This is a genomic window from Sphingomonas sp. HMP6, assembly GCF_013374095.1.
Taxonomy (GTDB): domain Bacteria; phylum Pseudomonadota; class Alphaproteobacteria; order Sphingomonadales; family Sphingomonadaceae; genus Sphingomonas.
The window spans coordinates 484,912-507,372 of sequence record NZ_AP022672.1 but is presented as its reverse complement, the minus strand read 5'-3'; the positions used below and the strand labels follow the sequence as shown (position 1 = coordinate 507,372).

31 protein-coding genes and 2 tRNA genes are annotated in these 22,461 nt (G+C 64.8%); 12 read left to right on the top strand and 21 right to left on the bottom strand.

All coding sequences use genetic code 11. From position 1 onward, the window contains the following. The first annotated feature begins 177 nt into the window (after positions 1-177). Positions 178-251, top strand: a tRNA-Cys gene (locus HMP06_RS02660). Positions 252-284: 33 nt separating this feature from the next. On the opposite strand, the gene HMP06_RS02655 is transcribed toward HMP06_RS02660, so the two are convergent. Further along, on the bottom strand, positions 285-710 hold the full coding sequence (locus HMP06_RS02655; RefSeq protein WP_176495701.1) for a (deoxy)nucleoside triphosphate pyrophosphohydrolase: 426 nt from the start codon (positions 708-710) through the stop codon (positions 285-287). Between the two features lie 58 nt (positions 711-768). On the opposite strand from HMP06_RS02655, the gene HMP06_RS02650 reads away from it, so the two are divergent. The 3 genes from HMP06_RS02650 (at position 769) to HMP06_RS02640 (ending at position 1,497) form a co-directional block, all read left to right on the top strand. Beyond that, positions 769-954, top strand: coding sequence for a Flp family type IVb pilin (locus tag HMP06_RS02650; protein ID WP_176495700.1), 186 nt, complete (start codon positions 769-771; stop codon positions 952-954). Positions 955-1,080: 126 nt separating this feature from the next. Further along, positions 1,081-1,248: a Flp family type IVb pilin gene (locus HMP06_RS02645; RefSeq protein ID WP_176495699.1), complete on the top strand. Its 168-nt coding sequence runs from the start codon at positions 1,081-1,083 to the stop codon at positions 1,246-1,248. A 78-nt stretch (positions 1,249-1,326) separates the two neighbouring features. Beyond that, positions 1,327-1,497: a Flp family type IVb pilin gene (locus HMP06_RS02640; protein WP_176495698.1), complete on the top strand. Its 171-nt coding sequence runs from the start codon at positions 1,327-1,329 to the stop codon at positions 1,495-1,497. 5 nt (positions 1,498-1,502) lie between these two features. Here the strand turns inward: HMP06_RS02640 and HMP06_RS02635 are convergent, their stop codons facing one another. From HMP06_RS02635 to HMP06_RS02620, 4 genes are read right to left on the bottom strand one after another with little or no spacing between them, the layout of a single operon-like run. Continuing rightward, positions 1,503-2,450 (bottom strand): acetyl-CoA carboxylase carboxyltransferase subunit alpha, encoded by a 948-nt coding sequence (locus tag HMP06_RS02635; RefSeq protein ID WP_176495697.1) that lies wholly within the window; start codon positions 2,448-2,450, stop codon positions 1,503-1,505. 12 nt (positions 2,451-2,462) lie between these two features. Next, positions 2,463-3,398, bottom strand: a complete 936-nt coding sequence (locus HMP06_RS02630) for a tyrosine recombinase (RefSeq protein WP_269473395.1) — start codon at positions 3,396-3,398, stop codon at positions 2,463-2,465. Beyond that, positions 3,395-5,251 (bottom strand): hypothetical protein, encoded by a 1,857-nt coding sequence (locus tag HMP06_RS02625; protein WP_176495696.1) that lies wholly within the window; start codon positions 5,249-5,251, stop codon positions 3,395-3,397. Before HMP06_RS02625 ends, HMP06_RS02630 begins: the two co-directional genes overlap by 4 nt. After that, the gene (locus HMP06_RS02620; RefSeq protein WP_176495695.1) at positions 5,232-5,369 is read right to left on the bottom strand and encodes a hypothetical protein; all 138 of its coding nucleotides are present in this window, start codon (positions 5,367-5,369) and stop codon (positions 5,232-5,234) included. The genes HMP06_RS02625 and HMP06_RS02620 overlap by 20 nt, the downstream gene beginning before the upstream one ends. A gap of 90 nt (positions 5,370-5,459) precedes the next feature. On the opposite strand from HMP06_RS02620, the gene HMP06_RS02615 reads away from it, so the two are divergent. From HMP06_RS02615 to HMP06_RS02600, 4 genes are all read left to right on the top strand, one after another. Then, positions 5,460-6,014, top strand: a complete 555-nt coding sequence (locus HMP06_RS02615) for a shikimate kinase (protein WP_176495694.1) — start codon at positions 5,460-5,462, stop codon at positions 6,012-6,014. After that, entirely contained in the window at positions 6,011-7,105 is a 1,095-nt protein-coding gene (gene aroB / locus HMP06_RS02610; protein ID WP_176495693.1) for a 3-dehydroquinate synthase, read from the top strand. The genes HMP06_RS02615 and aroB overlap by 4 nt, the downstream gene beginning before the upstream one ends. A 114-nt stretch (positions 7,106-7,219) precedes the next feature. Next, positions 7,220-7,363 (top strand): DUF2256 domain-containing protein, encoded by a 144-nt coding sequence (locus tag HMP06_RS02605; protein ID WP_176495692.1) that lies wholly within the window; start codon positions 7,220-7,222, stop codon positions 7,361-7,363. A 245-nt stretch (positions 7,364-7,608) separates the two neighbouring features. Then, entirely contained in the window at positions 7,609-8,046 is a 438-nt protein-coding gene (locus tag HMP06_RS02600) for a hypothetical protein (protein WP_176495691.1), read from the top strand. Between the two features lie 87 nt (positions 8,047-8,133). Here the strand turns inward: HMP06_RS02600 and HMP06_RS02595 are convergent, their stop codons facing one another. The 6 genes from HMP06_RS02595 to HMP06_RS02570 all read right to left on the bottom strand — a co-directional run bounded on the left by HMP06_RS02595 (position 8,134) and on the right by HMP06_RS02570 (position 13,480). Next, positions 8,134-8,463, bottom strand: coding sequence for a DUF423 domain-containing protein (locus HMP06_RS02595; RefSeq protein WP_176495690.1), 330 nt, complete (start codon positions 8,461-8,463; stop codon positions 8,134-8,136). Further along, the gene (locus HMP06_RS02590; protein ID WP_176495689.1) at positions 8,460-10,217 is read right to left on the bottom strand and encodes a cation:proton antiporter domain-containing protein; all 1,758 of its coding nucleotides are present in this window, start codon (positions 10,215-10,217) and stop codon (positions 8,460-8,462) included. Before HMP06_RS02590 ends, HMP06_RS02595 begins: the two co-directional genes overlap by 4 nt. After that, positions 10,214-10,651, bottom strand: coding sequence for an iron-sulfur cluster assembly scaffold protein (locus HMP06_RS02585; protein WP_176495688.1), 438 nt, complete (start codon positions 10,649-10,651; stop codon positions 10,214-10,216). Before HMP06_RS02585 ends, HMP06_RS02590 begins: the two co-directional genes overlap by 4 nt. Positions 10,652-10,794: 143 nt before the next feature. Next, a complete protein-coding gene (locus HMP06_RS02580) occupies positions 10,795-11,358 on the bottom strand; it encodes a CvpA family protein (protein ID WP_176495687.1) in 564 nt (187 codons plus the stop codon). Between the two features lie 336 nt (positions 11,359-11,694). Next, the gene (gene radA / locus HMP06_RS02575) at positions 11,695-13,065 is read right to left on the bottom strand and encodes a DNA repair protein RadA (protein WP_176495686.1); all 1,371 of its coding nucleotides are present in this window, start codon (positions 13,063-13,065) and stop codon (positions 11,695-11,697) included. A gap of 10 nt (positions 13,066-13,075) precedes the next feature. Continuing rightward, on the bottom strand, positions 13,076-13,480 hold the full coding sequence (locus tag HMP06_RS02570) for an endonuclease domain-containing protein (protein WP_176498332.1): 405 nt from the start codon (positions 13,478-13,480) through the stop codon (positions 13,076-13,078). A 162-nt stretch (positions 13,481-13,642) separates the two neighbouring features. Here HMP06_RS02570 and HMP06_RS02565 point away from each other — a divergent pair, with 162 nt between their 5' ends. Continuing rightward, positions 13,643-14,800, top strand: coding sequence for a glycosyltransferase family 4 protein (locus HMP06_RS02565; RefSeq protein ID WP_176495685.1), 1,158 nt, complete (start codon positions 13,643-13,645; stop codon positions 14,798-14,800). A gap of 92 nt (positions 14,801-14,892) precedes the next feature. Here HMP06_RS02565 and HMP06_RS02560 read toward each other — a convergent pair whose 3' ends face one another. Both HMP06_RS02560 and HMP06_RS02555 read right to left on the bottom strand, forming a co-directional pair. Then, positions 14,893-15,216 carry a DUF2218 domain-containing protein gene (locus tag HMP06_RS02560; protein WP_443026507.1) on the bottom strand — a complete coding sequence of 108 codons (324 nt, stop codon included), beginning with the start codon at positions 15,214-15,216 and terminating at the stop codon, positions 14,893-14,895. Continuing rightward, the gene (locus HMP06_RS02555; RefSeq protein WP_176498331.1) at positions 15,216-15,776 is read right to left on the bottom strand and encodes a PadR family transcriptional regulator; all 561 of its coding nucleotides are present in this window, start codon (positions 15,774-15,776) and stop codon (positions 15,216-15,218) included. The genes HMP06_RS02560 and HMP06_RS02555 overlap by 1 nt, the downstream gene beginning before the upstream one ends. Before the next feature lie 308 nt (positions 15,777-16,084). Here HMP06_RS02555 and HMP06_RS02550 point away from each other — a divergent pair, with 308 nt between their 5' ends. Then, positions 16,085-17,395 carry a replication-associated recombination protein A gene (locus tag HMP06_RS02550; protein ID WP_176495683.1) on the top strand — a complete coding sequence of 437 codons (1,311 nt, stop codon included), beginning with the start codon at positions 16,085-16,087 and terminating at the stop codon, positions 17,393-17,395. On the opposite strand, the gene HMP06_RS02545 is transcribed toward HMP06_RS02550, so the two are convergent. Both HMP06_RS02545 and HMP06_RS02540 read right to left on the bottom strand, forming a co-directional pair. Continuing rightward, positions 17,392-17,727 carry a YegP family protein gene (locus HMP06_RS02545; RefSeq protein WP_176495682.1) on the bottom strand — a complete coding sequence of 112 codons (336 nt, stop codon included), beginning with the start codon at positions 17,725-17,727 and terminating at the stop codon, positions 17,392-17,394. The two genes, HMP06_RS02550 and HMP06_RS02545, sit on opposite strands and share 4 nt — an antisense overlap. After that, positions 17,684-17,971 carry a BrnT family toxin gene (locus HMP06_RS02540; protein ID WP_176495681.1) on the bottom strand — a complete coding sequence of 96 codons (288 nt, stop codon included), beginning with the start codon at positions 17,969-17,971 and terminating at the stop codon, positions 17,684-17,686. The genes HMP06_RS02545 and HMP06_RS02540 overlap by 44 nt, the downstream gene beginning before the upstream one ends. A 14-nt stretch (positions 17,972-17,985) precedes the next feature. On the opposite strand from HMP06_RS02540, the gene HMP06_RS02535 reads away from it, so the two are divergent. Both HMP06_RS02535 and HMP06_RS02530 read left to right on the top strand, forming a co-directional pair. Then, positions 17,986-18,846, top strand: a complete 861-nt coding sequence (locus HMP06_RS02535) for a hypothetical protein (protein ID WP_176495680.1) — start codon at positions 17,986-17,988, stop codon at positions 18,844-18,846. An 18-nt stretch (positions 18,847-18,864) separates the two neighbouring features. Then, positions 18,865-18,940, top strand: a tRNA-Thr gene (locus HMP06_RS02530). 55 nt (positions 18,941-18,995) lie between these two features. On the opposite strand, the gene HMP06_RS02525 is transcribed toward HMP06_RS02530, so the two are convergent. From HMP06_RS02525 to HMP06_RS02505, 6 genes are all read right to left on the bottom strand, one after another. Then, a complete protein-coding gene (locus tag HMP06_RS02525) occupies positions 18,996-19,928 on the bottom strand; it encodes a tyrosine-type recombinase/integrase (protein WP_443026506.1) in 933 nt (310 codons plus the stop codon). After that, positions 19,823-20,068 carry a hypothetical protein gene (locus HMP06_RS18065; RefSeq protein ID WP_443026505.1) on the bottom strand — a complete coding sequence of 82 codons (246 nt, stop codon included), beginning with the start codon at positions 20,066-20,068 and terminating at the stop codon, positions 19,823-19,825. The genes HMP06_RS02525 and HMP06_RS18065 overlap by 106 nt, the downstream gene beginning before the upstream one ends. A gap of 201 nt (positions 20,069-20,269) precedes the next feature. Further along, complete coding sequence (locus HMP06_RS02520) at positions 20,270-21,082, bottom strand: hypothetical protein (RefSeq protein WP_176495678.1); 813 nt, start codon at positions 21,080-21,082, stop codon at positions 20,270-20,272. A 57-nt stretch (positions 21,083-21,139) separates the two neighbouring features. Further along, positions 21,140-21,427: a hypothetical protein gene (locus HMP06_RS02515; RefSeq protein WP_176495677.1), complete on the bottom strand. Its 288-nt coding sequence runs from the start codon at positions 21,425-21,427 to the stop codon at positions 21,140-21,142. Next, positions 21,378-21,623, bottom strand: a complete 246-nt coding sequence (locus HMP06_RS02510) for a hypothetical protein (RefSeq protein WP_176495676.1) — start codon at positions 21,621-21,623, stop codon at positions 21,378-21,380. The genes HMP06_RS02515 and HMP06_RS02510 overlap by 50 nt, the downstream gene beginning before the upstream one ends. After that, positions 21,620-22,384: a hypothetical protein gene (locus HMP06_RS02505; protein WP_176495675.1), complete on the bottom strand. Its 765-nt coding sequence runs from the start codon at positions 22,382-22,384 to the stop codon at positions 21,620-21,622. The genes HMP06_RS02510 and HMP06_RS02505 overlap by 4 nt, the downstream gene beginning before the upstream one ends. Between the last annotated feature and the right edge of the window lie 77 nt (positions 22,385-22,461).

Here is a 22,461-nt window from a genome sequence, read left to right as displayed (position 1 = left end):
CTTTATCGAGCACCCGGTTTCGCACAACTGCTTTAGTAATGCAATACACCGGGTGACGGCGATTGCTTCTATCGCGCTGTAGCGGGTTCGCCAAGCGAGCGATCGCCGCATTTTTACATGTCCGCGGTTGACAGCGCGAGCCAGCGCTTGCATCTGCCGCGCCTCGCAAAGCATCGAGGCCCGATGGCGGAGTGGTGACGTAGAGGACTGCAAATCCTCGCACCCGGGTTCGATTCCCGGTCGGGCCTCCAACTTGATCGACAGCGCCGACCAGTGCGCAACCGTCAAGCCAGGGTTAACGCCTTTTCCAAAGCAGCGACGAACGGCAGATCGGCGGGCGGCATCGCCAGGCCGCGCAGTGCCGACGGTGCATGCCATGCCAATGCCACCGCATCCAGCGCCTGCGGCTCCCCGTCCCATGCGCGACACAGATAGAGCAGCAATAGCAAATGCCGGTCGGCCAGCGGCTCACTCGCAAAGGTCAGCGGGCGCAACGCGTCGGCAGCGACGGTGATTCCCAGTTCTTCCGCCAATTCGCGCACTAATGCGGCCTCCGGCGTCTCACCCGGCTCGACCTTGCCGCCCGGGAATTCCCACAGCCCCGCCATCTGTTTGCCCGTAGGCCGCTCCTGCACCAACACCCGCCCTGCCGCATCGACAAGGGCAACGGCAACGACGAACAGGCCCGGACGGATGACCGCTTTAGACATTCGTTAACGCTCCTCCTTTAGATGTAATGGTATTGCACCAGCCACGGGCGGAACCCGCATGATCGTTGGAACACTGAAACGATTGCTGGGCAATAAGCGTGGCGGCACGGCGATAGAATATGGCCTGATCGCCGCACTCATTGTGCTCACGATGATGGCCGCTTTCATAGAAGTGGCAAACACCACCACCGGGATGTGGGGCAACGTCAACACCAAGATGGCCAATGCACGCGCAGGTACCTGAAGTGCGACTGCTGAAAAAGTTCCGTCCAGCTTAAACCTTTCTCAACCCTCGTCTCCTACACCGGCCTTGTTGGTCCGGTCCTCCGGTCCGACCGGGTACTGAAGCAACCACCACTGGAGACCGGACATGAAGACGATCCGCAATTTCATCAAGAATTCCAAGGGCGCGACCGCCATCGAATATGGCCTGATCGCAGCGCTGATCGCCGTTGCAGCCATTGCAGCGATGCAGGGCCTGGGCAACCAGCTGAAGACCACGTTCACGAACGTGTCGTCGAACATGAAGGCTTCGTAAGCTTCTTACGATACCCCTCTGATACCAGGGCGGCGGGACGCAAGTTCCGCCGCCTTTTTTTTCGCCCGGGACCATATTATGCTCAAATTCCTATTTACCTTGCTGCGTCACTCACGGGGCGCAACGGCGATAGAATATGGCCTAATCGCTGCATTGATCGCGGTCGCGGCGATCGCTGCGATGCAAGGTCTGGGCAACAAGATGAAGACGACGTTCACGAACGTGTCGTCGAACATGAAAGCGACCTAAGCGGCTTAGAGCCGCCCCATCGCCAGGAATTTCTCGCGGCGTGCACGGCGCAATTCGGTGGCATCCTTGCCGTCGAGTTTCGCCAGCGCCGCCGCGATCGCATCGCCCAACGCGACGATCGCCGCCGCCGGATCGCGTTGCGCGCCGCCCAGCGGCTCGGGCACGATCGTGTCAATGATGCCGAGTCCCTTCAGGTCCTGCGCGGTCACCTTCATGGCCTCGGCGGCGTCGGCTGCCTTGTCGGCGGTGCGCCACAGAATCGAAGCGCAGCCCTCGGGCGAAATCACCGAATAGACGGCGTGTTCGAACATCAGCACGGCATTCCCCGCCGCAAGCGCGATGGCACCGCCCGATCCGCCCTCTCCGACGATCGCGGCAATCAGCGGAACCCCAAGCGCCAGGCACGTCTCGGTCGAGCGCGCAATCGCCTCGGCCTGGCCGCGCTCTTCCGCCTGGACGCCGGGAAATGCGCCCGAGGTGTCGACCAGCGTCACCACCGGTAATCCGAAGCGCTCGGCAAGCTGCATCAAGCGGATCGCCTTGCGATAGCCTTCAGGCTTGCCCATCCCGAAATTGTGGCGCAGCCGGCTCGCGGTATCGTCGCCTTTCTCATGCCCGATGACCAGCACCCGCCGCCCGCGGAAGGTCGCGAAGCCGCCCAAGATCGCCTGATCGTCGCCAAACGCGCGGTCGCCCGCCAGCAGCATGAAATCGTCGAACAGTCCGGCGACATAATCCTTGAAATGCGGCCGCTCGCCATGGCGCGCCACTTGCGTCTTCTGCCACGGGGTCAGCCGCGCATAGGTATCGCGCAGCAATTTGTCGGATTTCGCCTGCAACCGACCGACTTCGGATGCGATGTCGATCGTCCCCTCGGCAGCGGTTTCGCGCAATTCGTCGATCCGGCCTTGCAGCTCGGCGATCGGTTTCTCAAAGTCCAGGAAGCTTGCCATAGGCCGCGCCGGTTAGGCCCCGCGCTTCTTCGCGTCAACGCGTGCCGTCGCTTCGGCGAGCGGATGGCGCGCATTGACCAGTTCGACCAGCCGGCTCGCGTCGACATGCGTGTAGATCTCGGTCGTGGCGATATCGGCATGGCCCAACATCGCCTGCAACGCCCGCAAGTCCGCCCCGCCCGCCAGCAAATGCGTCGCAAACGCATGGCGCAGGACGTGCGGGCTGACCCGTTCGGGCGGAATCCCCGCCTCGGCCGCCAGCGCCTTCAGCAGCTGATACAGCCGGATCCGGCTGAGATGCGTCCTGGCCGAGGGAAACAGCCACGGACTTTCCGCCGGGACGTTCGTCCGCCACAGCGCGACGGCGGCACGTGCCCGGTCGGATAGCGGCACCAGCCGCTCCGCGCCGCCCTTGCCGCGCAGGATCAGATAGGGTCGATCGGATGCAATGGCGCGGCGCGGGAGCGACACCAGCTCGGTTGCACGCAGGCCAGATCCGTATAGCAATTCGACCAGCGCCGAGAGCCGCAGATCGTTGGGATCGGGCGGATCACGGGCAATTCGCGCGGCAATCGCATCGAACAGCCGGTCCATATCGGCATGATCGAGCACCTTGGGCAAACCGCGCGATGCGCCGGGACGCGGCAGCGCCGCAGCAGGATCATCCCCCCGCAGCCCTTCGTCGGCCAGAAACGCAAAGAAGCGCCGCAGCGCCGCCGCTTTGCGCGCGACGCTCGATTTGGACAGCGATTGCCACTCGGCGCTCAACCGGGTCAAGTCGCCCGCCTCCGCGCTGCTCAGACGCCCGCGGAGGAAGCTAGATGCCAGCGTCAGATCGCTACGATACGCTGCGACCGTGTTCTTGGCTGCCCCTGCCTCCGCCGCCATCATTTCCAGAAAGCGGTCGATCAACGCGCGATCTTCGGTCGCTGGAAGCGCGTCGCTCAAAGCCCCAGCGACATCCGGCTGATCGCCTCGACCGCGACCATCCGGGCCTCGCCGGGCATGCCGACGGCGCGCAAGGCACTACAGATGTGATAGACCGTTTCGGGCGCGACACCGTGCCACAGCCGGGTCTGCATGCCGATCGCAGCGAGCAACGCGACGGTCCCAGGCTGCTGATCGAGCGCAGCCTGCTTGATGGCGCGCGTCCAGCTATCCTCACGCCCGACGCGCACGCCGAGCGACTGTGCCGCGCTTTCGAAGTCGCTCGCCCGCATTCGCCCCGTGCCCGCGGCGCCTGCAAAAAACATGCGCTGCTTCAGGCCCTCCGGATCGTTCGCGCCGCTAAAGGCCCCGATGTCGCCCGCGCTCAGCGCCGGGGCGGCCGGATCGACCAGCGTCAGCATCGCCCAGGCATTGCTGCCGCGCGGCGCGACAGCGCGCCAGCGAAGCGCCCGCGGATCGAAACCGACACTCAGCATAGACGCCACAAGCCGATCGACCTCGGCCTCCTTCAGCGTCGTCGGGATCCGCGCCGCGGCTCCTGCCGTCAGCACCAGCCGAGCGTAGCGCGCCTCATAGCCCTTGGGCTCATCCCACAGCCGCTTCAGCGCCTCGGCACGCGCCGCAACATCGGGCGCCTCATACGCCGCCCGCACATCGCGCGCGATGCCGACTTCGGCGAGCGACTGATCGTCCTCGCGCTCGATCGCGCTATACAAGTCGACCAGCGCCGCCCCTGACAAAATCCCCCGTGCCGCCGCCAGCTCGGCCACCGCCGCGCGCAGATGCGGCTCGAGCGCAGGCGACAAGGCCCGCCACCCCTGCACGGCAGGCGAGGTGTTCGCCAGCAACGTTTCCGGAATCTCGACCCCGGTTGCGGTGGCAAGGCCGTAACGCCACGCCGTCAGTTGCGTGACACTATCCCACTCGATCGTCACAGCCTGACGACCGCCCTGCCCGGTTCCGGCGACTTTCTGCGCCAGCAGCAAGTCGATTCCGCCGGCCAGACCAGAGCGGCGCGCCGCCGCAATCATCGGTTGCGCGCGCGCTCCCATGCCCGACAAGCCAGTGCACATCGCCTGGGCCAATACCCAGCCGCGTTCACGCTGCAGCTTCGCGCCGGCATCAACCATCGGGCACAACGCCGCCGGATCGCCGGTCGCGAGCGCCGCCTGCATCGCCGCTTCGAACAGTTTCGGCGTATAATCCTCGCTGTCGACCGCTTGCGCCAGCGCACGCGCCGCGACCGATTCGCCCATCCGTGTGAGCAACCACGATCGTTCCGCCGCGAAATCCGCACCGTTTACGCCGCGCGGCGTATCGACCCGCGCCAGCAGCGCGCGGCGTAGCGCGATCGAGACCCAGCGCGAAGCGATCGGCGCGCGCACGCGCTGCATCAAGGTTTCGAGATAGCGCCCATCCGCTTGCCCAAAGGCACGCGGCCCCATCGCGCCTTCAGCGGGACCGGCAGCGCCGACCCGCGCCAGCGAGCGGCGGGCATAATCGGGCATGTCGGCGCGCACGAAGGCGGCGAAATCGGTCGGCCCGGGCGGCGTCGCCACGGCAGTTGGGTTAGCACCCGGACTAGGGGCTGCGAGCGGTGCCTCGATCGCGCCGGTTTGCGCGGGCGCAGAAACTTGCGGCGCGGCCACGGTCGGCTGCGCCACCGGGGCTGGCGTCGTCGGCCGCGGGCGCGGAGCCTGCGTCGGCGCCGGTGTCGGATCGCCGAAACCCGGTGGCAGGATCGATTCGGGTCGATCCTGCCCCAGCGCCGGACCCAGCGCCGGAATCGCCAGGCCCGCCGCCGCGATCAGCGGCAGCGCGGCGAACGCGATGTTATTTCTGGAGATTCGCAACCGGCACGGCCTTTTCGACATGCTTCAGCGGCTTTTCGCGGGCAATCGACGACAGCCCGAACAGAACGCCCGCCAGCACGACGACCACGACAAGGACCAGCACGAGCAATCGGGACATAAGCGAGGGACCTGTTACAAAACATTTAGGGGCAACGCCCGCACAGGCCTTTTGCCCGAGACGCGCCTGCGCTGTATAGCCCCGACCTCAATGATGCAAAGCCCTGCCTCCCCGCAACCCGAAACACCGCGCTGGACCGGTCAACCGATCGTGCTGGTCGGGCTGATGGGCGCGGGCAAATCGACCGTCGGGCGCCGCTTGGCGACGCGGCTCGGCTTGCCCTTCGTCGATGCCGATACCGAAATCGAAACCGCTGCCGGTATGTCAATCCCCGATATCTTCGAACGTTTCGGAGAACCCTATTTCCGCGACGGCGAACGCCGTGTGATCGCGCGGCTGATGAACGGGGAGAAGCGCGTGATCGCCACCGGCGGCGGCGCGTTCGTCGATCCCGATACGCGCGCAGCGATCCTCGCGCGGGGCTTTGCGGTTTGGCTCGATGCCAAGCCTGCGGTGCTCGCCGACCGTGTTTCGCGCCGTGACACACGCCCGTTGCTGCGCGGGCGCGACCCGCTCGCCGTACTCGAGGAACTGGCGCGCGTGCGCAACCCGTTCTACGCGCTGGCACCGGTCCGCGTCTCCAGCCAGCGCGCGCCGCACGACGCGACGGTCAACACCATCCTGAAAGCCCTCGGCCAGTTATGACGACGATTCCGGTTTCGCTGGGTGCGCGCAGTTACGATGTGGTGATCGAAGCGGGGCTGCTCTCCCGCGCCGCCGACTGGCTCGCGCCCTTGTCGCGCGGTCGGACGATGGCGATCGTGACCGACGAGAATGTGCTGCCGCACCTCGCGACGCTGCAAGCCGCGCTCACCGCCGCCGGGGTGGCAAGCGAAGCAATCGTGCTGCCGCCGGGCGAATCGACCAAGAGCTGGGCGCAATTGGAGGCGCTGACCGACCGGCTGCTCGATCTCGGCGTGGAGCGTGGCGATCATGTGATAGCGCTCGGCGGCGGGGTGATCGGCGATCTGGTCGGCTTTGCGTGCAGCATCCTGAAGCGCGGCTGCGGCTTCGTGCAAATCCCGACGACGCTGCTCGCGCAAGTCGATTCGTCGGTCGGCGGCAAGACCGCGATCAATTCGCGGGCTGGGAAGAATCTGATCGGCGCGTTCCATCAGCCCGCCTTGGTGCTGATCGATCCGCAAGTGCTCGACACCTTGCCGGTGCGGCAAGTCCGTGCGGGCTATGCCGAGGTCGTGAAATACGGCCTGATCGACGACCCCGCGTTCTTCGACTGGTGCGAGGCGAATGCCGCAGCGCTGATCGCAGGCGACCCGGCGGCCCGCGAACATGCCATCGCGCATTCGGTCGCCGCCAAGGCGCGCATCGTCGCCGAGGACGAGCGCGAGACGACGGGTGCGCGGGCGCTGCTGAACCTCGGCCACACTTTCGGCCATGCGCTGGAGGCGGAAGCGGGCTTTTCCAACCGGTTGCTTCACGGCGAAGCGGTTGCCGCCGGGATGGCGCTGGCGTTCGGCTATTCGGCTGCACACGGTCTGGCGCGCGCTGCGGACGCCGAGCGCGTCGCCGCGCATCTGCGCTCGGTGGGATTGCCCGATGGCGCGACGGCGGCGGGGATCAGCGCGGACGGCGAGACGCTGGTGGCGCATATGCTGCACGACAAGAAGATGGATGCCGGGACGCTTCCCTTCCTGCTGGCGCGGGGGATTGGCGGGACGTTTCTGGATAAGTCGGTCGATCTGGCGGATGTGCGGGTGTTTTTGGACGGCGACTGAACCTGACGCCGTGCTCCGGCGCAGGCCGGAGCCCTGGGTGACGCGCGCAATCCGCTAAACCCACGGCTCCGGCCTTCGCCGGAGAACAGCTAACCACAAACGGAGCCCGCTACCATGCCCAACGGCATCGCCAAGACGAACCTGCCCACCAAGACCTGCCCGGTCTGTCAGCGCCCCTTTGCGTGGCGCAAGAAATGGGCGCGCGATTGGGACAATGTCGTTTACTGCTCGGACCGGTGTCGCAAGACCGGGCTGTAGTGTGTTGGATATGCCTGTTTTTGTGGCTAAAGTCACACAGAGTCCCACCATCACGCGGTTTCGATGCGTTCTGTCGCAGGATGGTTCTCAACGGTCTGAAAGAGCGGACCGTGATTATGACAGGCTAGGGTGATGTAGGACAGGCCAATGTCCGAAGGTGGTGGGAAACGGTCCGGCGGCTTTCCGAAATTCGATCACCTTTAGCGGACGTTGCCGACGTCATCGATCACAGGTAAATCGCGTGGATGCGCTGGAAAAACACCCCGGAGGACGAGGCGACGAGGCAGGCCATGGGGAAGGCTCTGGCGTTAGTATTTATACCGGCAGGCCTCATAATCTTTGGCCTGATCTATATAGTATCGCCGCGACGCGAGCCGACTTCTCAAGCGTGGGCAAATGGCACCTATGTAAACGCCTGCTGTCCGCCTGTAGTGCTGCAAAATGGACTTTTAGTCTCGGGGAATAATAAGGCTCATTACAGAGTCGATTACAATGATACAGGCTACTTTATATCTGTGGATCGCAAAATAGGCGTGAAGGACTCTGAGATTACCTTGTCCGGATACGCAGATTATGTGCCATTTAACAACAATAGCGAAGCACGACCAGCCATTCATAACGCAGAGGCATTGCATCTTTTTGGGGTCAGCGATTTCACCGACTACAGGTTTGTGAAAAAATAAGGCAATCTAAAACGTCCGCAATCGGGTGCAAATTAGATCATTCTGAGCGGCGAAAACTGGGCGGGAGCGGACACCAGCGGTCGGGCCTTACCCCCGCGCCGCCCAAGCTAGCCACAGCCACCCTGCAATCAGCATAGCCCCGCCGATCGGCGTGATCGCCCCGAACCAGCGCGGCGCGCCGAGTGCCATCAGGTACAGCGTCCCCGCGAACAGTGCGCCGCCGCCGATGAACAGCCACGCCGGGCCGCGCGCCTCCATCCGCAGCGCGACCAGCGCCGCGACCGCGTGGATCAGTTGATAGTGCGCGCCGGTCTTGAGCCACTCCTGCGCCTGACCGCTCGCGCCATGCGCGCCGAATGCGCCCGCGCCCACTGCAATCGCGCCCGACAGCGCCGCCAATACCGCGATCCAGTTCATCCCGCATTCTCCCCGGCCAACCCATCGCGCGCCGTCTGGTTGATGACGACACCACGCGCCGCGCGAATGTCGCCCGCCTCGACCTGCGCGCGCAGCCGCTCCCTGTCGCGGAGGCGATAGGTGTCTTCGGTACGGTCGATCTCCATATCCTCGACGCCGATGCTCTGGAGCGCCATCCGCCCCATCTTCACCGCTGATTCGAGCACTTCACGCACCACGCCGTCGAGCGGGGCGCCCTTCAGCTTGATCACCGCGCGCCGGTCATAGGCGCGCACGAAGATCGACGCCTTCGGGAAAGCCTTGTGCACACCCTCGATCAAATCCGGCGAGAGCTGGTCGCCATCCATGCAGAACAGGATCAGTTCTGCGTCGGCCGCGCCCGCCTGGCGCAGCAAATCCATCCGCGTGCCGTCGCCATAATAAACCTTGGCGCCGAACTCGCCCGCGATGTCGATCATCTCGATATCGGTGTCGATCAGCGTAACCGGCACGCCCTGCGCATTGAGCATCTGCGCGACCGTCTGGCCAAAACGCCCGTAGCCGACGATCAGCGCGTTCGCGCCGTCCGCCTGCGGCCCTTCGCGGTCGCCCTGCTTGATCGGTTCCTCGCGAATGCGCCGCGTGATCATCATCAGGAACGGCGTCGTCACCATCGACAGCGTTACGATCGCGCCGAACAGGCTGGCGGCCTCCGGTTCGATCAGCATCGCGCGCTGTGCCTGCGCGAACAGCACGAAGCCGAATTCGCCGCCCTGGCTGAGCAGCAAGCCCAAAGCGAGCGCGCTGCGCCACGTCATCTTGAACGCAACACCGATGCCGAAAATGATCACTGCCTTGGTCGCGATCAACGCCAGTGCCATGCCGATCACGAACAGCGGCCGCTCGGCGATCGCGCCCAAATCGAGCATCATGCCGACCGCGACGAAGAACAGGCCGAGCAGGATCGAGCGGAACGGCTCGACATCGGCCTCAAGCTCATGCCGATACGGGCTGTCGGCGAGCATCACACCCGCGACGAACGCGCCGAGTGCGGTGGAAAGGCCGAGCGACTCCATGATCGCCGCCGCTGCGATGACGGTGAAGAGTGCTGCAAACACGAACATCTCGCGCTCGCCGAGATTGCCGATGATCCGGAACAGGGGGCGCAGCAGGAAACGCCCGGCCAGCACCAGTCCGCCAATCGCGGCAACGGTATAGAGGAACAACAGCCAACCCGGCGGGCCGCCGGCATCGGCCGGATTGCGCGACAGCACCGCGACCAACGTGATCAGCGGCACGATCGACAGATCCTGGAACAACAGGATCGAGAAGGCGCGTTCGCCGAACGGCGTGCGCATGCGCCCGGCCGATTGCAGCATCGGCAGCACCTGCGCGGTGGAGGAGAGCGCCAGCGGCAGGCCGAGCACCAGCGCCGCCGATGTCGAGAAATGCACCGAGGCGACCAGTCCGGTGACCGCCAGCCCGCACAACAGAACTTGCAACAGGCCGAGCCCGAAGATTTCCTTTCTCAGCGCCCACAATCGACTGGGGTTCAGTTCGAGGCCGACGATGAACAGCAGCAACGTGATGCCGAGTTCGGCCACGCCGATCATCGATTCGGCATCGCCGACCAGATGCAGCACATGCGGCCCGACCACCGCCCCGGCGACGAGATACCCCAGCGTCGCGCCGAGGCCGAAGCGGCGGAAGATCAGGACGAAGACGAGCGCGAAACCGCCAAGGACGACACCGTCGCGCAGCAGCGATTCGCTCATACGGGCGCTTTTGCGGCGGCGGCGGCTTGCGCCGCTTCGGCGGCGGCTTCGAACGCGAGCCGGATCGAGGCGTGCCGCGCGCTATGCGGCAAGGCCGGGGTGAACAGCGCGAAGCCGGGCCAATCCGGGAGCGGCCCTCCCCCACCGAGCCAGGCGGCAAGCTGATCGCGCGCGGCAGCGACTTCGTCGGGGGTCTTGCCGATCACCACCGCGCCGAGCAGCGACGACGACGCCTGCCCGAGCGCACAGGCGCGCACCAGCATGCCGATCTCCGCGATGCGCCCATCGGCATTGATGTTGACATCCACCGTCACGCGGCTGCCGCAGATCGGCGAGCGCTTCTCGGCGGTCGCCATCGGCTCGGGCAGACGCGTCTGATGCGGGATCGTCGCCGCTAGCCGGAGAATCTCGGTATTGTAGAGGGGCGCGTTCATGGGGCCGATGTAGGACGGTGAGCGCCGAAACGCACCCCCCGACTTTGCCACTTCCGTTCGCCCTGAGCCTGTCGAAGCCCTGCACGCAGCAACCGCCGTCGGCCGTGCGGCGCGCTGCCTTCGACAGGCTCAGGCCGAACGGACTATGGCCGGTCGCTCGAATTCTCCGCCACGCGCGGCTTCCCGGCATCCCGGAACACCGGCTCGCCCTTGCGGCGGCGGTCGACGAAATCGGCGATCGCGGCGCTGGTTTCGTTGAGCAAGGGATAGGCCCGCGCCGAGGTCAGCCATTCCGGCCGGTGCGTCGGGCCGCCGCCGACCGTGTCGGTCATCAGCACGACGAGCAGGAAGGCGAGGCTTGCGAGGATCAGCCCTTTCAGCGCGCCGAAGCCGAAGCCGAGCGCACGGTCGACCGGGCCGAGGATCGAATCGCGCGTGCGCGCGCCGATCGCATTGGCGACCGCGCGCCCGGCAAAATAGGTGCCGCCCGACAAGATCGCAAAGGCCAGCACCGCCGCACCCGTGGTGGTGCCAACCACGCCGGTGAGCGCTTGGGTCAACGGCACATGAAACAGTTTCAGCGCGAAAACGATTCCGACCCAGGCGAACAGCGACAGCACTTCGGTGACGAACCCGCGCATGATGCCGAGCGTCGCCGCCCCACCGACGGCAAGCAGAACGAGAATGTCGAGCGCGGTGAGGTTCATGGCCGGCGTCTTATGCGAGTGGGACGGCGAGGTCGAGGGGGGGGGTTGCGATCGCCGCCCAATCCCGCTTCCCCGGCGAAGGCCGGGGCCCAGTTGTGAGCGCTTTGAAGGAGAGCGCGACGCGATGCGGCTAAACCTTCGCGGCTGGGCCCCGGCCTTCGCCGGGGTGGCGCAGTCCCATCCATTTTCCCTTCCGCCGACTAGTGAGATGAAACCGTCCGCACCGATCACAGCGATACGGCAGCAGCACGGCCTCCCCAACGACCGCCGCCCGCGCCGCATCCGCGCTCGCGAACACCCGCTTGCGGCGGCACACGCTCAGCCGCGTGCGGATCGTCAGCGCCCCAGCATATGTTCGACGAAACCGCCGAGCGTCTTGAAGCCGGTGAGCGTCAGCCCGCTCTTGTCGTCCGCCACTGCGGCGGGGACGAGGGCGCGCTCGAAGCCCAATTTGCCCGCTTCCTTCAAGCGCAGCGCACCGTGCGCGACCGGGCGGATTTCGCCCGACAAAGCGAGTTCGCCGAATACCACCGCATCGGCCGCGAGCGGCCGTTCCGACAACGCCGACACCAACGCCGCCGCGACCGCAAGATCGGCGGCGGGATCGGCCACGCGGTATCCGCCCGCAATGTTCAGATAGACTTCGCTCGACGAGAAACTGAGGCCGCAGCGTGCCTCCAGCACGGCCAGCACCATCGCGAGCCGCCCGCTGTCCCAGCCGACGACCGCGCGCCGAGGGGTCGCACCACTCGCCAGCCGCACGACCAGCGCCTGGATTTCAACCAGCACCGGGCGCGTACCTTCGAGCGCGGGGAACACCGTCGTGCCCGTAACCCCCTCCTCACGCTGAGTCAGAAACAGCGCGGAAGGATTTGAAACTTCGGCCAATCCCTCGGCAACCATGGCGAACACGCCGATTTCGTCGGTGCCGCCGAAGCGATTTTTGATCGCGCGCAAGATGCGATATTGGTGGCTGCGCTCGCCTTCGAAGCTCAGCACCGTATCGACCATATGTTCGAGCACGCGCGGCCCCGCGATGCTGCCATCTTTTGTCACGTGCCCGACCAGCACGACCGCCGTGCCGCGTTCCTTGGCAAAGCGGATCAATTCCTGGGCGGAGGCACGCACCTGGCTGACGGTGCCGGGTGCGCCTTCGATCAGGTCGCTGTGCATCGTCTGGATCGAATCGATCACGAGCAGAGCGGGCGGGGTGCCCTTGCCCAGCGTGGTGAGGATGTCGCGGGTCGAGGTCGCCGCCGCGAGCATCACCGGCGCATGGCCAAGCCCCAGCCGCCGGGCGCGGAGCCGCACCTGATCGGCCGCCTCTTCGCCCGAGACGTAGGCAACGGGCAATCCGGCGAGCGCCATTTTCGCCGCAGCCTGCAACAGCAAGGTCGATTTGCCGATCCCGGGATCGCCGCCGATCAGCGTTGCCGAGCCTTCAACGAACCCGCCACCCAATGCACGGTCGAACTCGGCGATCCCCGAGGGCATGCGCTCGGGCAAGGTGATCTCGGCATCGAGCCCGACGAGCTGCATCGTCCGTCCGCCCGACTGGAGGTTATGCTTCGCCTGGAACGGGGTAACGGTCGCCCCAGCCTCCTCGACCAGCGTGTTCCACTCGGCACAATCGGCGCATTGCCCCGCCCAGCGGTGCGACACCGATCCGCAGGACTGGCAGACGTAGCGTTTTTGAGGTTTTGCCATCGATTACGCTCTATTCAATCCCCCTCTCGCTTTCGCGGGAGGGGTTAGGGGAGGGTCTTCTTCTTTCCGACATGCGAGCGGCAAGCGCCAACCGAATAGCCTCCAGCACGCCATCGCGATTCTCTACGACGTCGCTGTTCCAGAAACGAAGCACGCGATATCCCTTCGCCTCAAGAAAGCGCGTGCGTGCAACATCCACCGCCTCGCTATGCTGCCCCCCGTCAAGTTCGACGATCAACCTTGCTTCGACGCACAGAAAATCGACCACGAACGCACCAATGGTGGATTGGAACCGAAATTTGAAGCTATCGCATTGGCGGTTGCGCAGGGATTGCCAGATTGAATCCTCAACGTCCGTCCGCTCTCGACGGAGGCGCGCGGCGTGAGGGCTGATCTGGCGGCGGACGGGGTACATTTCCAACGCATATCTTGGGAACGAATAGAGAACAATAGGAAAGAAGAAGACCCTCCCCTGGCCCTCCCGCGAAGGCGGGAGGGAGAAACAAACCGCCCACCGTTCAACACTCCTGCCATGGTGAGATAGCCATGCGCCCTCCGCTTCGCTATGGCCCCCGCGATGCAAGCATCCGACCTCCGCGTGGCGCTGTTCAGCGGCAACTATAATTATACGCGCGACGGCGCGAACCAGACGCTCAACCTGCTCGTCGGGCATTTGCTCAGCCGCGGCGTGAAAGTGCGGATCTATGCGCCGACCAGCCGCAAGCCTGCATTCCCGCCGACTGGTGACTTGGTCAGCGCGCCCTCGATCAAGATTCCGCTGCGTGGCGAATACAAGCTGACGCGTGGCATGGGGCACCGCGTGCGGCACGATCTCGATGCGTTCGCGCCCAACATGATCCACGTCTCGGCGCCCGACCGGCTCGGCCACAAGGCGCTGAACTATGCCGAGGCACATGGCATCGCGAGCGTCGCATCGTACCATTCGCGCTTCGAGACCTATATGCAGTATTACGGCCTGGGTTTCCTGGTCCGCCCGATGATCAACATCCAGAAGCGCTTTTACAGCCGAGTCGACGAAGTGCTCGCGCCCAGCCAGATGATGGGCGAAATCCTGCACGACTGGGGCGTGCCGACGCCGGTCACGCGCTGGTCACGCGGGGTGAACCATGCGCGCTTCACCCCCGGACGGCGCGACCTTGCGTGGCGGCGCAGCCTCGGCATCGGCGATGACGAGATTTTGGTCGGGTTCCTCGGCCGACTGGTCAAGGAAAAAGGCCTCGACGTGTTCGCCCAGGCGATGCGCGCGCTCGATGCGCGCGGCGTGAAGCACCGAACCTTCGTGATCGGCGAAGGGCCGGCCAAGGACTGGTTCGCGCAGCAGGTGCCCGATGCGGTGTTCGCCGGGTTCTTGACCGGCGACGATCTCGGCCGCGCGGTCGCATCAATGGATGTGTTCTTCAACCCGAGCCTGACCGAGACCTTTGGCAATGTGACGCTGGAGGCGATGGCGGCGGGCGTCCCCGTCGTCGCGGCACGCGCGAGTGGTGCGGTCGGATTGATCGACGACGGGGTGACTGGGCTGATCGTCCCGCCGACCGACATTTCGGGCTATGCCGACGCGCTGCAACGCTTTTGCGAGGATGACGCGTTCCGCACCGCGGCGGGTGCCGCAGGCCATGCCGAGGCGGCGACTTACCAATGGGACCGGATCAATCAGGTCGTGCTCGACACGTACCTGCGCGTCCTGGAGCGGCGGGGAACGAGCGCCGGTTAATGCCATCCGGTGCTCCTGCGCAGGCAGGAGCCTTGGGAGGCGGGCGCAGCACTCTATTGCCCACCGCTCCTGCCTGCGCAGGAGCACGACGGCTAGTTTGTCACCGCCCCCCAATCATAGGTGAGCGGTGCTTCGCGAAACGCGAAGCGATCAACATGCCGGGCGACCGCGCCCTTCAGCCCGTCGAGCTGTTCGGGCGATGTCGCATCGATCCGTACCTCCAGCACATCGGTATGCGCGTCGAACGTCACCGTCGCATCGCCGGGGTGATTCGCCCCGCGCGCATCCTTGGGAAACACGATCGTGCCATGATCGGGCGTAAAGCTGACCGCGAGGTTGTGCTCCCAATGCTTGCACGTCTGCTGGAGGTACTTGCTGGCCGAAGCGGTCGGCACGCGGGCGATGGCGCTCAGCATCACAGCCGCTCGATCTTCTGCGCGGCTTCGTCGATCAGCGCAACGATTTCGTGCAGCGTTTCCTTAGGCACCTCCTCGTGCCGGAGCCGGTGGATCAGCACCTCACGCAGGTTCCCCATCGCCCGGCGGACCGACGCGCTGTCGGTCCGCGCCCGTTCGGCCCCGACATCGGCGAGCCGCGCCATCAACGCGTCGACCTGCTCGGCATTTTCGGTGAGATGCGCCGTGCCGGTGTCGGTGACCGCGAACAGCTTCTTCGCACCCTCGGCCTGACGCGCCTCGATCAGCCCCATGTCGTCGAGCAAAGTGAGTGTCGGATAGACGACGCCCGGAGACGGCGCATAGGCCCCGCCGGTCAGCTCCTCGACCTGACGGATCAAATCATAGCCATGGCGCGGTTGGTCGGCGATCAGCTTGAGCAGGACGAGCCGCAGCTCGCCGCTGTCGAACATGCGTCGCCCACGCGGGCCGCCGCGTCCGCTGCCATCACGGCCGTCACCGTCACGGCCAGCGCCGTCCCTTCCGCGGCCAAAGCCGGAATGCCGCAAACCGCCGCGCATCATGCCCATCCGGCCCGGATGGCAGCCACGGCCGCCGCGTTCTACAAATACAAACATATCGTTCCTTTCTAGTAATACGATGGCCCTAAGATATATCTCGAACTGCAAGTTTCAAGATATATCTTTTGTGTTTTTTGAAAGCGCGCATCCACCCCGGCGAAGGCCGGGGCCCAGTTGGGATGGCCGAGGTGGATAGTGCAGCCGTCACCAATCGAAGTTGCGTCACTGGGCCCCGGCCTTCGCCGGGGCGGAGAGAGGGCGGAGGTATCGGACTGGCCCCACGCCACCGCACCCCCTATCTCTCCCGAATGCCCGATCTCTTCGCGACCTTCGATCCCCCCGCCCCCGATCACCCGAGCGAAACCGCACCGCTCGCCGATCGCTTGCGCCCGACGACCCTCGCCGAGGTGGTCGGACAGGATCACATCACCGGCCCAGAGGGCGCGATCGGGCGGATGGTCGCTGCGGGGCGGCTGTCGTCGATGATCCTGTGGGGCCCGCCGGGCACGGGCAAGACGACGATCGCGCGCCTGCTCGCCGATGCGGTGGGTTTGCGCTTCATGGCGATTTCGGCGGTGTTCTCGGGCGTGGCCGATCTCAAGAAAGCGTTCGCCGAGGCGCGCGATCACGCAAAAATCGGCAAGCGCACGCTGCTGTTCGTGGACGAGATCCACCGCTTTAACCGCGCGCAACAGGATGGTTTCTTGCCCTATGTCGAGGATGGCACCGTCACGCTGGTCGGTGCGACGACGGAAAATCCCAGCTTCGAACTCAACGCCGCCGTGCTCAGCCGCGCGCAAGTGCTGATCCTGCACCGGCTAGATCACGCCGCCTTGGGCCAATTACTCGACCGGGCCGAGGCAACCGAGGGCAGCCCCCTCCCCCTCACGCCCGACGCGCGCGACGCGATCATCGCCAGCGCCGATGGCGACGGCCGCTTCCTGCTCAACCAGGCCGAGACCTTGTTCGCGGTGAACTTGCCCGAGCCGCTCGACCCGGCTGGTCTCTCCGCCTTCCTGCAGCGCCGCGTCGCAGTGTACGACAAGGACCGCGAGGGGCATTACAACCTCATCAGCGCGCTGCACAAAGCGGTGCGCGGATCGGACCCGCAAGCCGCCCTCTATTATCTCGCGCGGATGCTGACGGCGGGGGAGGAGCCGCTCTATCTGCTGCGCCGGATGGTACGGATGGCGAGCGAGGATATCGGCCTCGCCGATCCCAATGCGCTCGTCCAATGCCTCGCCGCCAAGGACGCCTATGATTTTCTCGGGTCGCCCGAGGGTGAACTCGCGCTCGCGCAGGCGTGCCTCTACCTCGCGACCGCCCCCAAATCGAACGCCGCCTACAAGGCACAGAAGGCCGCCTGGAAATCCGCACGCGAAACCGGATCGCTGATGCCGCCCGAAAACATCCTCAACGCGCCCACCAAGCTGATGAAAGACATCGGCTATGGCAAGGGTTACGCCTATGATCCCGACACCGAACACGGCTTTTCGGGCGCGAACTATTGGCCAGCCGAGATGGACCCGCAGACCTTCTACATCCCGACCGAGCGCGGCATGGAGAAGCGCATATCCGAGCGCATGGCGTGGTGGGCGAGTTTGAAGGGGGAGGCTTAAGCTGCCTTCACGTCACCGGTTAGCAATTGCGAACGCAGCGCGTCGATCGCGCGGGCCGTCGCTTCTTTAGAGGCGAAAGCGGTTGCGCTTACGGCAAGATGCGTTCCATCACGATCTTTGAGGACCCAGTGCCAGCCACCGTCCACCGATCGGTACAGAACATATCGCACACCTGACCCCGAGGAGGTGCTCGCCTCGATTTCGAACGTATCGGCGTCCTCGGTAATCGCCGTCGCGATATCAGCGTCGCTCAAGGCACGAAGACGCGACCAATCGGTCCGATCGCCATCATTGGCCGTGTCCAAACTGATCCTGGTAATACCGTCGCTCATTCCGTCTCGCCCGCCGTGCGCTGATGATCCTGCGGAAGCCTTGCCGTAATGCATATACCACGCAAATCACCAGATCGTCATCGCCAATCGTCCCTAGCGCGGCCAGACGGGTTTCGGTCGGCATCTGGCGGCTAGCGGCAGGATCAATGACATCGCCACGCCAGATGGTGATCGCCCGGACAAAATCGATTCCGTGCTTCGCGATATTGGACTCGCATTTGGTATCGTTCCATTCGAATTCCATCGAGAAAGCGTAGCATGATTCCAAGCCACTTCACCCGCTTCGCCGCGATCGACTGGTCAGGCGCGAAGGGCGTGCGCCATCCCGGCATCGCGCTGGCGGTGTGCGACGCGGGAGACGCTGCGCCGGTGTTGGTCGCGCCGCCGCACCGCGCCTGGTCGCGCGGCGAAATCCTCCACTGGCTGCGCGAGCGTGCTCGGGAACCGATGCTCGTCGGCTTCGATTTCAGCTTCGCCCCGCCGCACGTGCTGCGCGGGGCCTACCTTCCGGGCGAGCCGGCTCCCGACACCGCGCGCGCCTTCTGGGCCTATGTCGACGCCCGCGCGCCCGATGCCGATCTCGGCGCCGCGTCGTTCCTGGAGGCGCGGCGCGGCACGCATTTCTATCTTGGCGCGGCCGACGGGACCAAAGCCGACTTTCTACATTTCCGACGCTGCGAAGCGCATGCCAATGCCGCAGGGTTCGGCAAGCCATCGACCGTCTATGACGCGATCGGCGCGGCACAGGTCGCCAAGGCGAGCTTCGCGGGAATGCGCCTGCTCCACCATCTCGGGCATCATGTGCCGGTCTGGCCGTTCGACCCGCCCCCGCAATCCGGCGCCTGCGTGGTCGAGATCTACACGACGATCGCCGCGCGCGCCGCCGGTCTGCGCAAAGGTCTGAGCAAGCTGCGCGACGCAGGCGCGCTCGATGCTGCGCTGGAGGCGCTCGGGAGCAGACCCCACGTCTTGCTGTCGCGCTACACCGACCATGCGACCGACGCGATCCTCACCGCCGCCTGGCTCCGCGCCAATGCCGCTCGCGCGGAATTATGGGCCCCGCCCGCACTCGGCGCGCAGATTGCGCGCACCGAGGGCTGGACCTTCGGCATATCCTGACGCATTTAGCGCGAATGTGCCGGTTTAGCTCAGTTGGTAGAGCGCCAGTTTTGTAAACTGGATGTCGCGGGTTCGATTCCTGCAACCGGCACCACGTTTTCCGCCATTTCTGCCCCGGCGAAACTTACGCTCCAAGGTTCCGATGAACCTCACCACGTCAAAGCCTCTGCCGCGCCCTTGAGGAAATCGGGCGAGAATTTGGCGTAAACGCGCTCGGTTATCCGGCTGTCGGTGTGTCCGAGAAAGCGCGCGATCTGCGGCATCGGTATGCCGGCCTCGGCCATCCACACGGCTGCGCTGTGGCGAAGCATGTGCGGAGAGACTTTGATCCCTGCCCGCTTGGCCGTCGAGCCGAAGCCTTTTTTGACCGACGCGATTTGCTCGCGGCCATGCTCCACCACGAATTCGGACAGGGCACCGGTTTTCGCATCGACCAACGCCTCACGAAGCTGCGCGTTCATCGGGACCGTCGCCCGATACTTGCTGGTCTGGACGCGCTCGATCGGGTTCAGGACGATCAGGCCGGTCCCGAAATCGACCCGATCCCATGTCAGGTCCAGCAGCGCGTTCGACCGCGCACCGGTCCCGACTGCAAGCATCATGAACAGCTTGATATGAGGGCTGACCGCGGCGTCGAGCAACTGGCGGAATTGCGGCTTTGTGATGTGCCCGACCGTCGAAGCGGGAAGCGGCGGCATCTGAATAAACGGCGCTTTCACGACCATCTTGTGCTTCTCGGCCCAATTCAGGGCGGAACGTATGATGGCGAGTTCGTTGCGGACGGTGATGGCCCTCACGCCGGAACGGCGCTTGCGATATTCGACTGAGGTTTCCACATCGACGCGGGCAATCGGCATGGCTCGCCAATAGTCAGACGCCACCTTCCACGACGATTTGACATTTCTGATCGAAGCCATGTCGGACTTCGCTTTGATGTAGAGGTCGACAGCTTCGCCCACGGTATGGACCCGCCCCCCTAGCGTCCGGCGTTGCCAGAATGAACGAGCTGCGGCCTCTGCCGATGCTCGATCAAGCGTTCCAAGCGAATGTCGGTGGCGTCGTCCGTCCTCGAACCAGACAATAGCAAGTTTTCCTCGGAACCGCTGGAGGCCGTACTCGTCCGACATTCGTATCGCTCCACGTCCAGGGCGCGGATCCGCAGCAGTTTCCCGCCCAATTTGAAGGACGGGAGTTCGCCGCCGCGAATCAGCGCGTACACCATATCGGTGCCGCAACCCCAATGGTCGGCCAAGGTGGCGACGCTGTAAACTGTGGCCCCTGATTTATTGACGATTCGTGCGGCAGACATCGGTTCATCCTCAAGGCAGATGCCGGTCTATTCCCGGCTGTCACCCTGCGCGGCAGGGACGCTTTGCGGATCAGGCGTCGATCTGGCGCAACCGCCGCGCGCGTTGGGCGGGGCTCATGCTGAGGTTTCCAGCTTCGAACGTAGCCAATCACGCACCTCACGTTCGCCTTCTTCATCCGCGTTGTAGAACCTGCTCGCTGCCTCCAAGCCCAACAGCACCAATCCAGCGTACGCCGTTTCGCCCAACTCGCGCTCCAACGCAGCACCCTTGTCGCCCTCTTGATGGACACCCCACCCCGCCAGGCAATGTGACGTGCCGCAGTGCCACTGCGACATTTCAAGGCGCGTGGGTTCCGCCTGAACGATCGCGGCGATGCGCCGAATGCGTTCATTGGCCTCGTCACCAAACGCGATCGCGTGGCCTCTGAACGTGCAGCCGCGCGAGCCGGTGAAGGCGGGGCAATCGATGACCCTGACCCACGATGCGAACGTGGTGCCGTCCGGGAAGCCGGTGAAGCCGGGGCAATTGATGACCCTGACCCACGATGCGAACGTGGTGCCGTCCGGGAAGCCGGTGAAGGCGGGGCAATTGATGACCCCGACCGACGATGCGAACGTGGTGCCGTCCGGGAAGCCGGTGAAGCCGGGGCAATTGATGACCCTGACCCACGATGCGAACGTGGTGCCGTCCGGGAAGCCGGTGAAGGCGGGGCAATCGATGATCTCGACCCACGATGCGAACGTGGTGCCGTCCGGGAAGCCGGTGAAGGCGGTGCAATCGCTGACCTCGACCCACGATGCGAACGTGGTGCCTGGCTCAATGCGGTCGCAGTCGTTCAGATAAACCGGGTCGCGGACGATGCCTGAGTAAATTGTCATTGTCGGTTCCTTCGTGTGGTAGGTCAGGGTCTTTTCCTGCACTTTCACTTTAGAATAATTGGCAGGGAATGATACTAAAAAGCGCATTAATGCGGCTTTTATTCGTCACCCACCAGATAATTCCTTTGCGGCATCCAAGGTCAGAATGGCGGCGTCGGCGAACGTCTTGCGGAGCGCGACTTGCGCAGGGTTGTTCATCGATGCCGCGATTTCAGTGGTCAGAACCGACAGCGCGCGAAGGCCAGTGGCGAGGACATCGCGCTTGAGGTTTGGCGCGGCATGGCTGGCGAGCGCGGCGCAGATCGCTTCCGCCGCCTCGATCGACGATCCTTGGGCGAAGTCTTTACCATCGCGCAGCACTTGCTTGCCGCAGCTGGTGAACGTCGGCGTCATGGCGCTTCGCCACAGCTGCCCGGTCCATCGCCGCGATCAGCACGGCCCCGCGCAACGGCACACGGTATCCCATCGCCCACGACTGCTCGTTTTCGAGCGCGCGGGCTTCTGCGATCAGGGTGCGCAGTTCAGCGGTTAGCGATTCGCGGCGGGCGTCGATCTGGCGCAACCGCCGCGCGCGTTGGGCGGGGGTCATGCTGCGGTTTCCAGCTTCGAACGTAGCCAATCACGCACCTCACGTTCGCCTTCTCCACCCTCGTTGTAGAACCTGCTCGCTGCCTCAAAGCCCAACAGCACCAATCCAGCGTACGCCGTTTCGCCCAACTCGCGCTCCAACGCAGCACCCTTGTCGCCCTCTTGATGGACACCCCACCCCGCCAGGCAATGTGACGTGCCGCAGTGCCACTCTGACATTTTAAGGCGCGTGGGTTCCGCCTGAACGATCGCGGCGATGCGCCGAATGCGTTCATTGGCCTCGTCACCAAACGCGATCGCGTGGCCTCTGAACGTGCAGCCGCGCGAGCCGGTGAAGGCGGGGCAATCGATGACCCTGACCCACGATGCGAACGTGGTGCCGTCCGGGAAGCCGGTGAAGCCGGGGCAATTGATGACCCCGACCGACGCCGCGAACGTGGTGCCGTCCGGGAAGCCCGTGAAGCCGGGGCAATTGCGGACCTCGACCCACGCCGCGAACGTGGTGCCGTCCGGGAAGCCGGTGAAGCCGGGGCAATTGCGGACCCCGACCGACGCCGCGAACGTGGTGCCGTCCGGGAAGCCGGTGAAGGCGGGGCAGTTGGCGACCCAGACCCACGCCTCGAACGTGGCGCCGTCCGGGAAGCCGGTGAAGCCGGGGCAATTGATGATCTCGACCGACGATGCGAACGTGGTGTCTGGCTCAATGCGGTCGCGGTTGTTGAGATAAACCGGGCCGCGGACGATGCCTGAGTAAATTGTCATTGTCGGTTCCTTCGTGTGGTAGGTCAGGGTCTTTTCCTGCACCTTCACTTTAGTATAATTGGCAGAGAATGACACTA

Coding starts and splice junctions, on each gene's coding strand:
- HMP06_RS02655 (WP_176495701.1), bottom strand. CDS start 710: ATGTCTAAAGCGGTCATCCGTCCGGGCCTGTTCGTCGTTGCCGTTGCC.
- HMP06_RS02650 (WP_176495700.1), top strand. CDS start 769: ATGATCGTTGGAACACTGAAACGATTGCTGGGCAATAAGCGTGGCGGC.
- HMP06_RS02645 (WP_176495699.1), top strand. CDS start 1,081: ATGAAGACGATCCGCAATTTCATCAAGAATTCCAAGGGCGCGACCGCC.
- HMP06_RS02640 (WP_176495698.1), top strand. CDS start 1,327: ATGCTCAAATTCCTATTTACCTTGCTGCGTCACTCACGGGGCGCAACG.
- HMP06_RS02635 (WP_176495697.1), bottom strand. CDS start 2,450: ATGGCAAGCTTCCTGGACTTTGAGAAACCGATCGCCGAGCTGCAAGGC.
- HMP06_RS02620 (WP_176495695.1), bottom strand. CDS start 5,369: ATGTCCCGATTGCTCGTGCTGGTCCTTGTCGTGGTCGTCGTGCTGGCG.
- HMP06_RS02615 (WP_176495694.1), top strand. CDS start 5,460: ATGATGCAAAGCCCTGCCTCCCCGCAACCCGAAACACCGCGCTGGACC.
- aroB (WP_176495693.1), top strand. CDS start 6,011: ATGACGACGATTCCGGTTTCGCTGGGTGCGCGCAGTTACGATGTGGTG.
- HMP06_RS02605 (WP_176495692.1), top strand. CDS start 7,220: ATGCCCAACGGCATCGCCAAGACGAACCTGCCCACCAAGACCTGCCCG.
- HMP06_RS02600 (WP_176495691.1), top strand. CDS start 7,609: ATGCGCTGGAAAAACACCCCGGAGGACGAGGCGACGAGGCAGGCCATG.
- HMP06_RS02595 (WP_176495690.1), bottom strand. CDS start 8,463: ATGAACTGGATCGCGGTATTGGCGGCGCTGTCGGGCGCGATTGCAGTG.
- HMP06_RS02590 (WP_176495689.1), bottom strand. CDS start 10,217: ATGAGCGAATCGCTGCTGCGCGACGGTGTCGTCCTTGGCGGTTTCGCG.
- HMP06_RS02585 (WP_176495688.1), bottom strand. CDS start 10,651: ATGAACGCGCCCCTCTACAATACCGAGATTCTCCGGCTAGCGGCGACG.
- HMP06_RS02580 (WP_176495687.1), bottom strand. CDS start 11,358: ATGAACCTCACCGCGCTCGACATTCTCGTTCTGCTTGCCGTCGGTGGG.
- radA (WP_176495686.1), bottom strand. CDS start 13,065: ATGGCAAAACCTCAAAAACGCTACGTCTGCCAGTCCTGCGGATCGGTG.
- HMP06_RS02570 (WP_176498332.1), bottom strand. CDS start 13,480: ATGTACCCCGTCCGCCGCCAGATCAGCCCTCACGCCGCGCGCCTCCGT.
- HMP06_RS02565 (WP_176495685.1), top strand. CDS start 13,643: ATGCAAGCATCCGACCTCCGCGTGGCGCTGTTCAGCGGCAACTATAAT.
- HMP06_RS02560 (WP_443026507.1), bottom strand. CDS start 15,216: ATGCTGAGCGCCATCGCCCGCGTGCCGACCGCTTCGGCCAGCAAGTAC.
- HMP06_RS02555 (WP_176498331.1), bottom strand. CDS start 15,776: ATGCGCGGCGGTTTGCGGCATTCCGGCTTTGGCCGCGGAAGGGACGGC.
- HMP06_RS02550 (WP_176495683.1), top strand. CDS start 16,085: ATGCCCGATCTCTTCGCGACCTTCGATCCCCCCGCCCCCGATCACCCG.
- HMP06_RS02545 (WP_176495682.1), bottom strand. CDS start 17,727: ATGAGCGACGGTATTACCAGGATCAGTTTGGACACGGCCAATGATGGC.
- HMP06_RS02540 (WP_176495681.1), bottom strand. CDS start 17,971: ATGGAATTCGAATGGAACGATACCAAATGCGAGTCCAATATCGCGAAG.
- HMP06_RS02535 (WP_176495680.1), top strand. CDS start 17,986: ATGATTCCAAGCCACTTCACCCGCTTCGCCGCGATCGACTGGTCAGGC.
- HMP06_RS18065 (WP_443026505.1), bottom strand. CDS start 20,068: ATGGTGTACGCGCTGATTCGCGGCGGCGAACTCCCGTCCTTCAAATTG.
- HMP06_RS02515 (WP_176495677.1), bottom strand. CDS start 21,427: ATGACGCCGACGTTCACCAGCTGCGGCAAGCAAGTGCTGCGCGATGGT.
- HMP06_RS02510 (WP_176495676.1), bottom strand. CDS start 21,623: ATGACCCCCGCCCAACGCGCGCGGCGGTTGCGCCAGATCGACGCCCGC.
- HMP06_RS02505 (WP_176495675.1), bottom strand. CDS start 22,384: ATGACAATTTACTCAGGCATCGTCCGCGGCCCGGTTTATCTCAACAAC.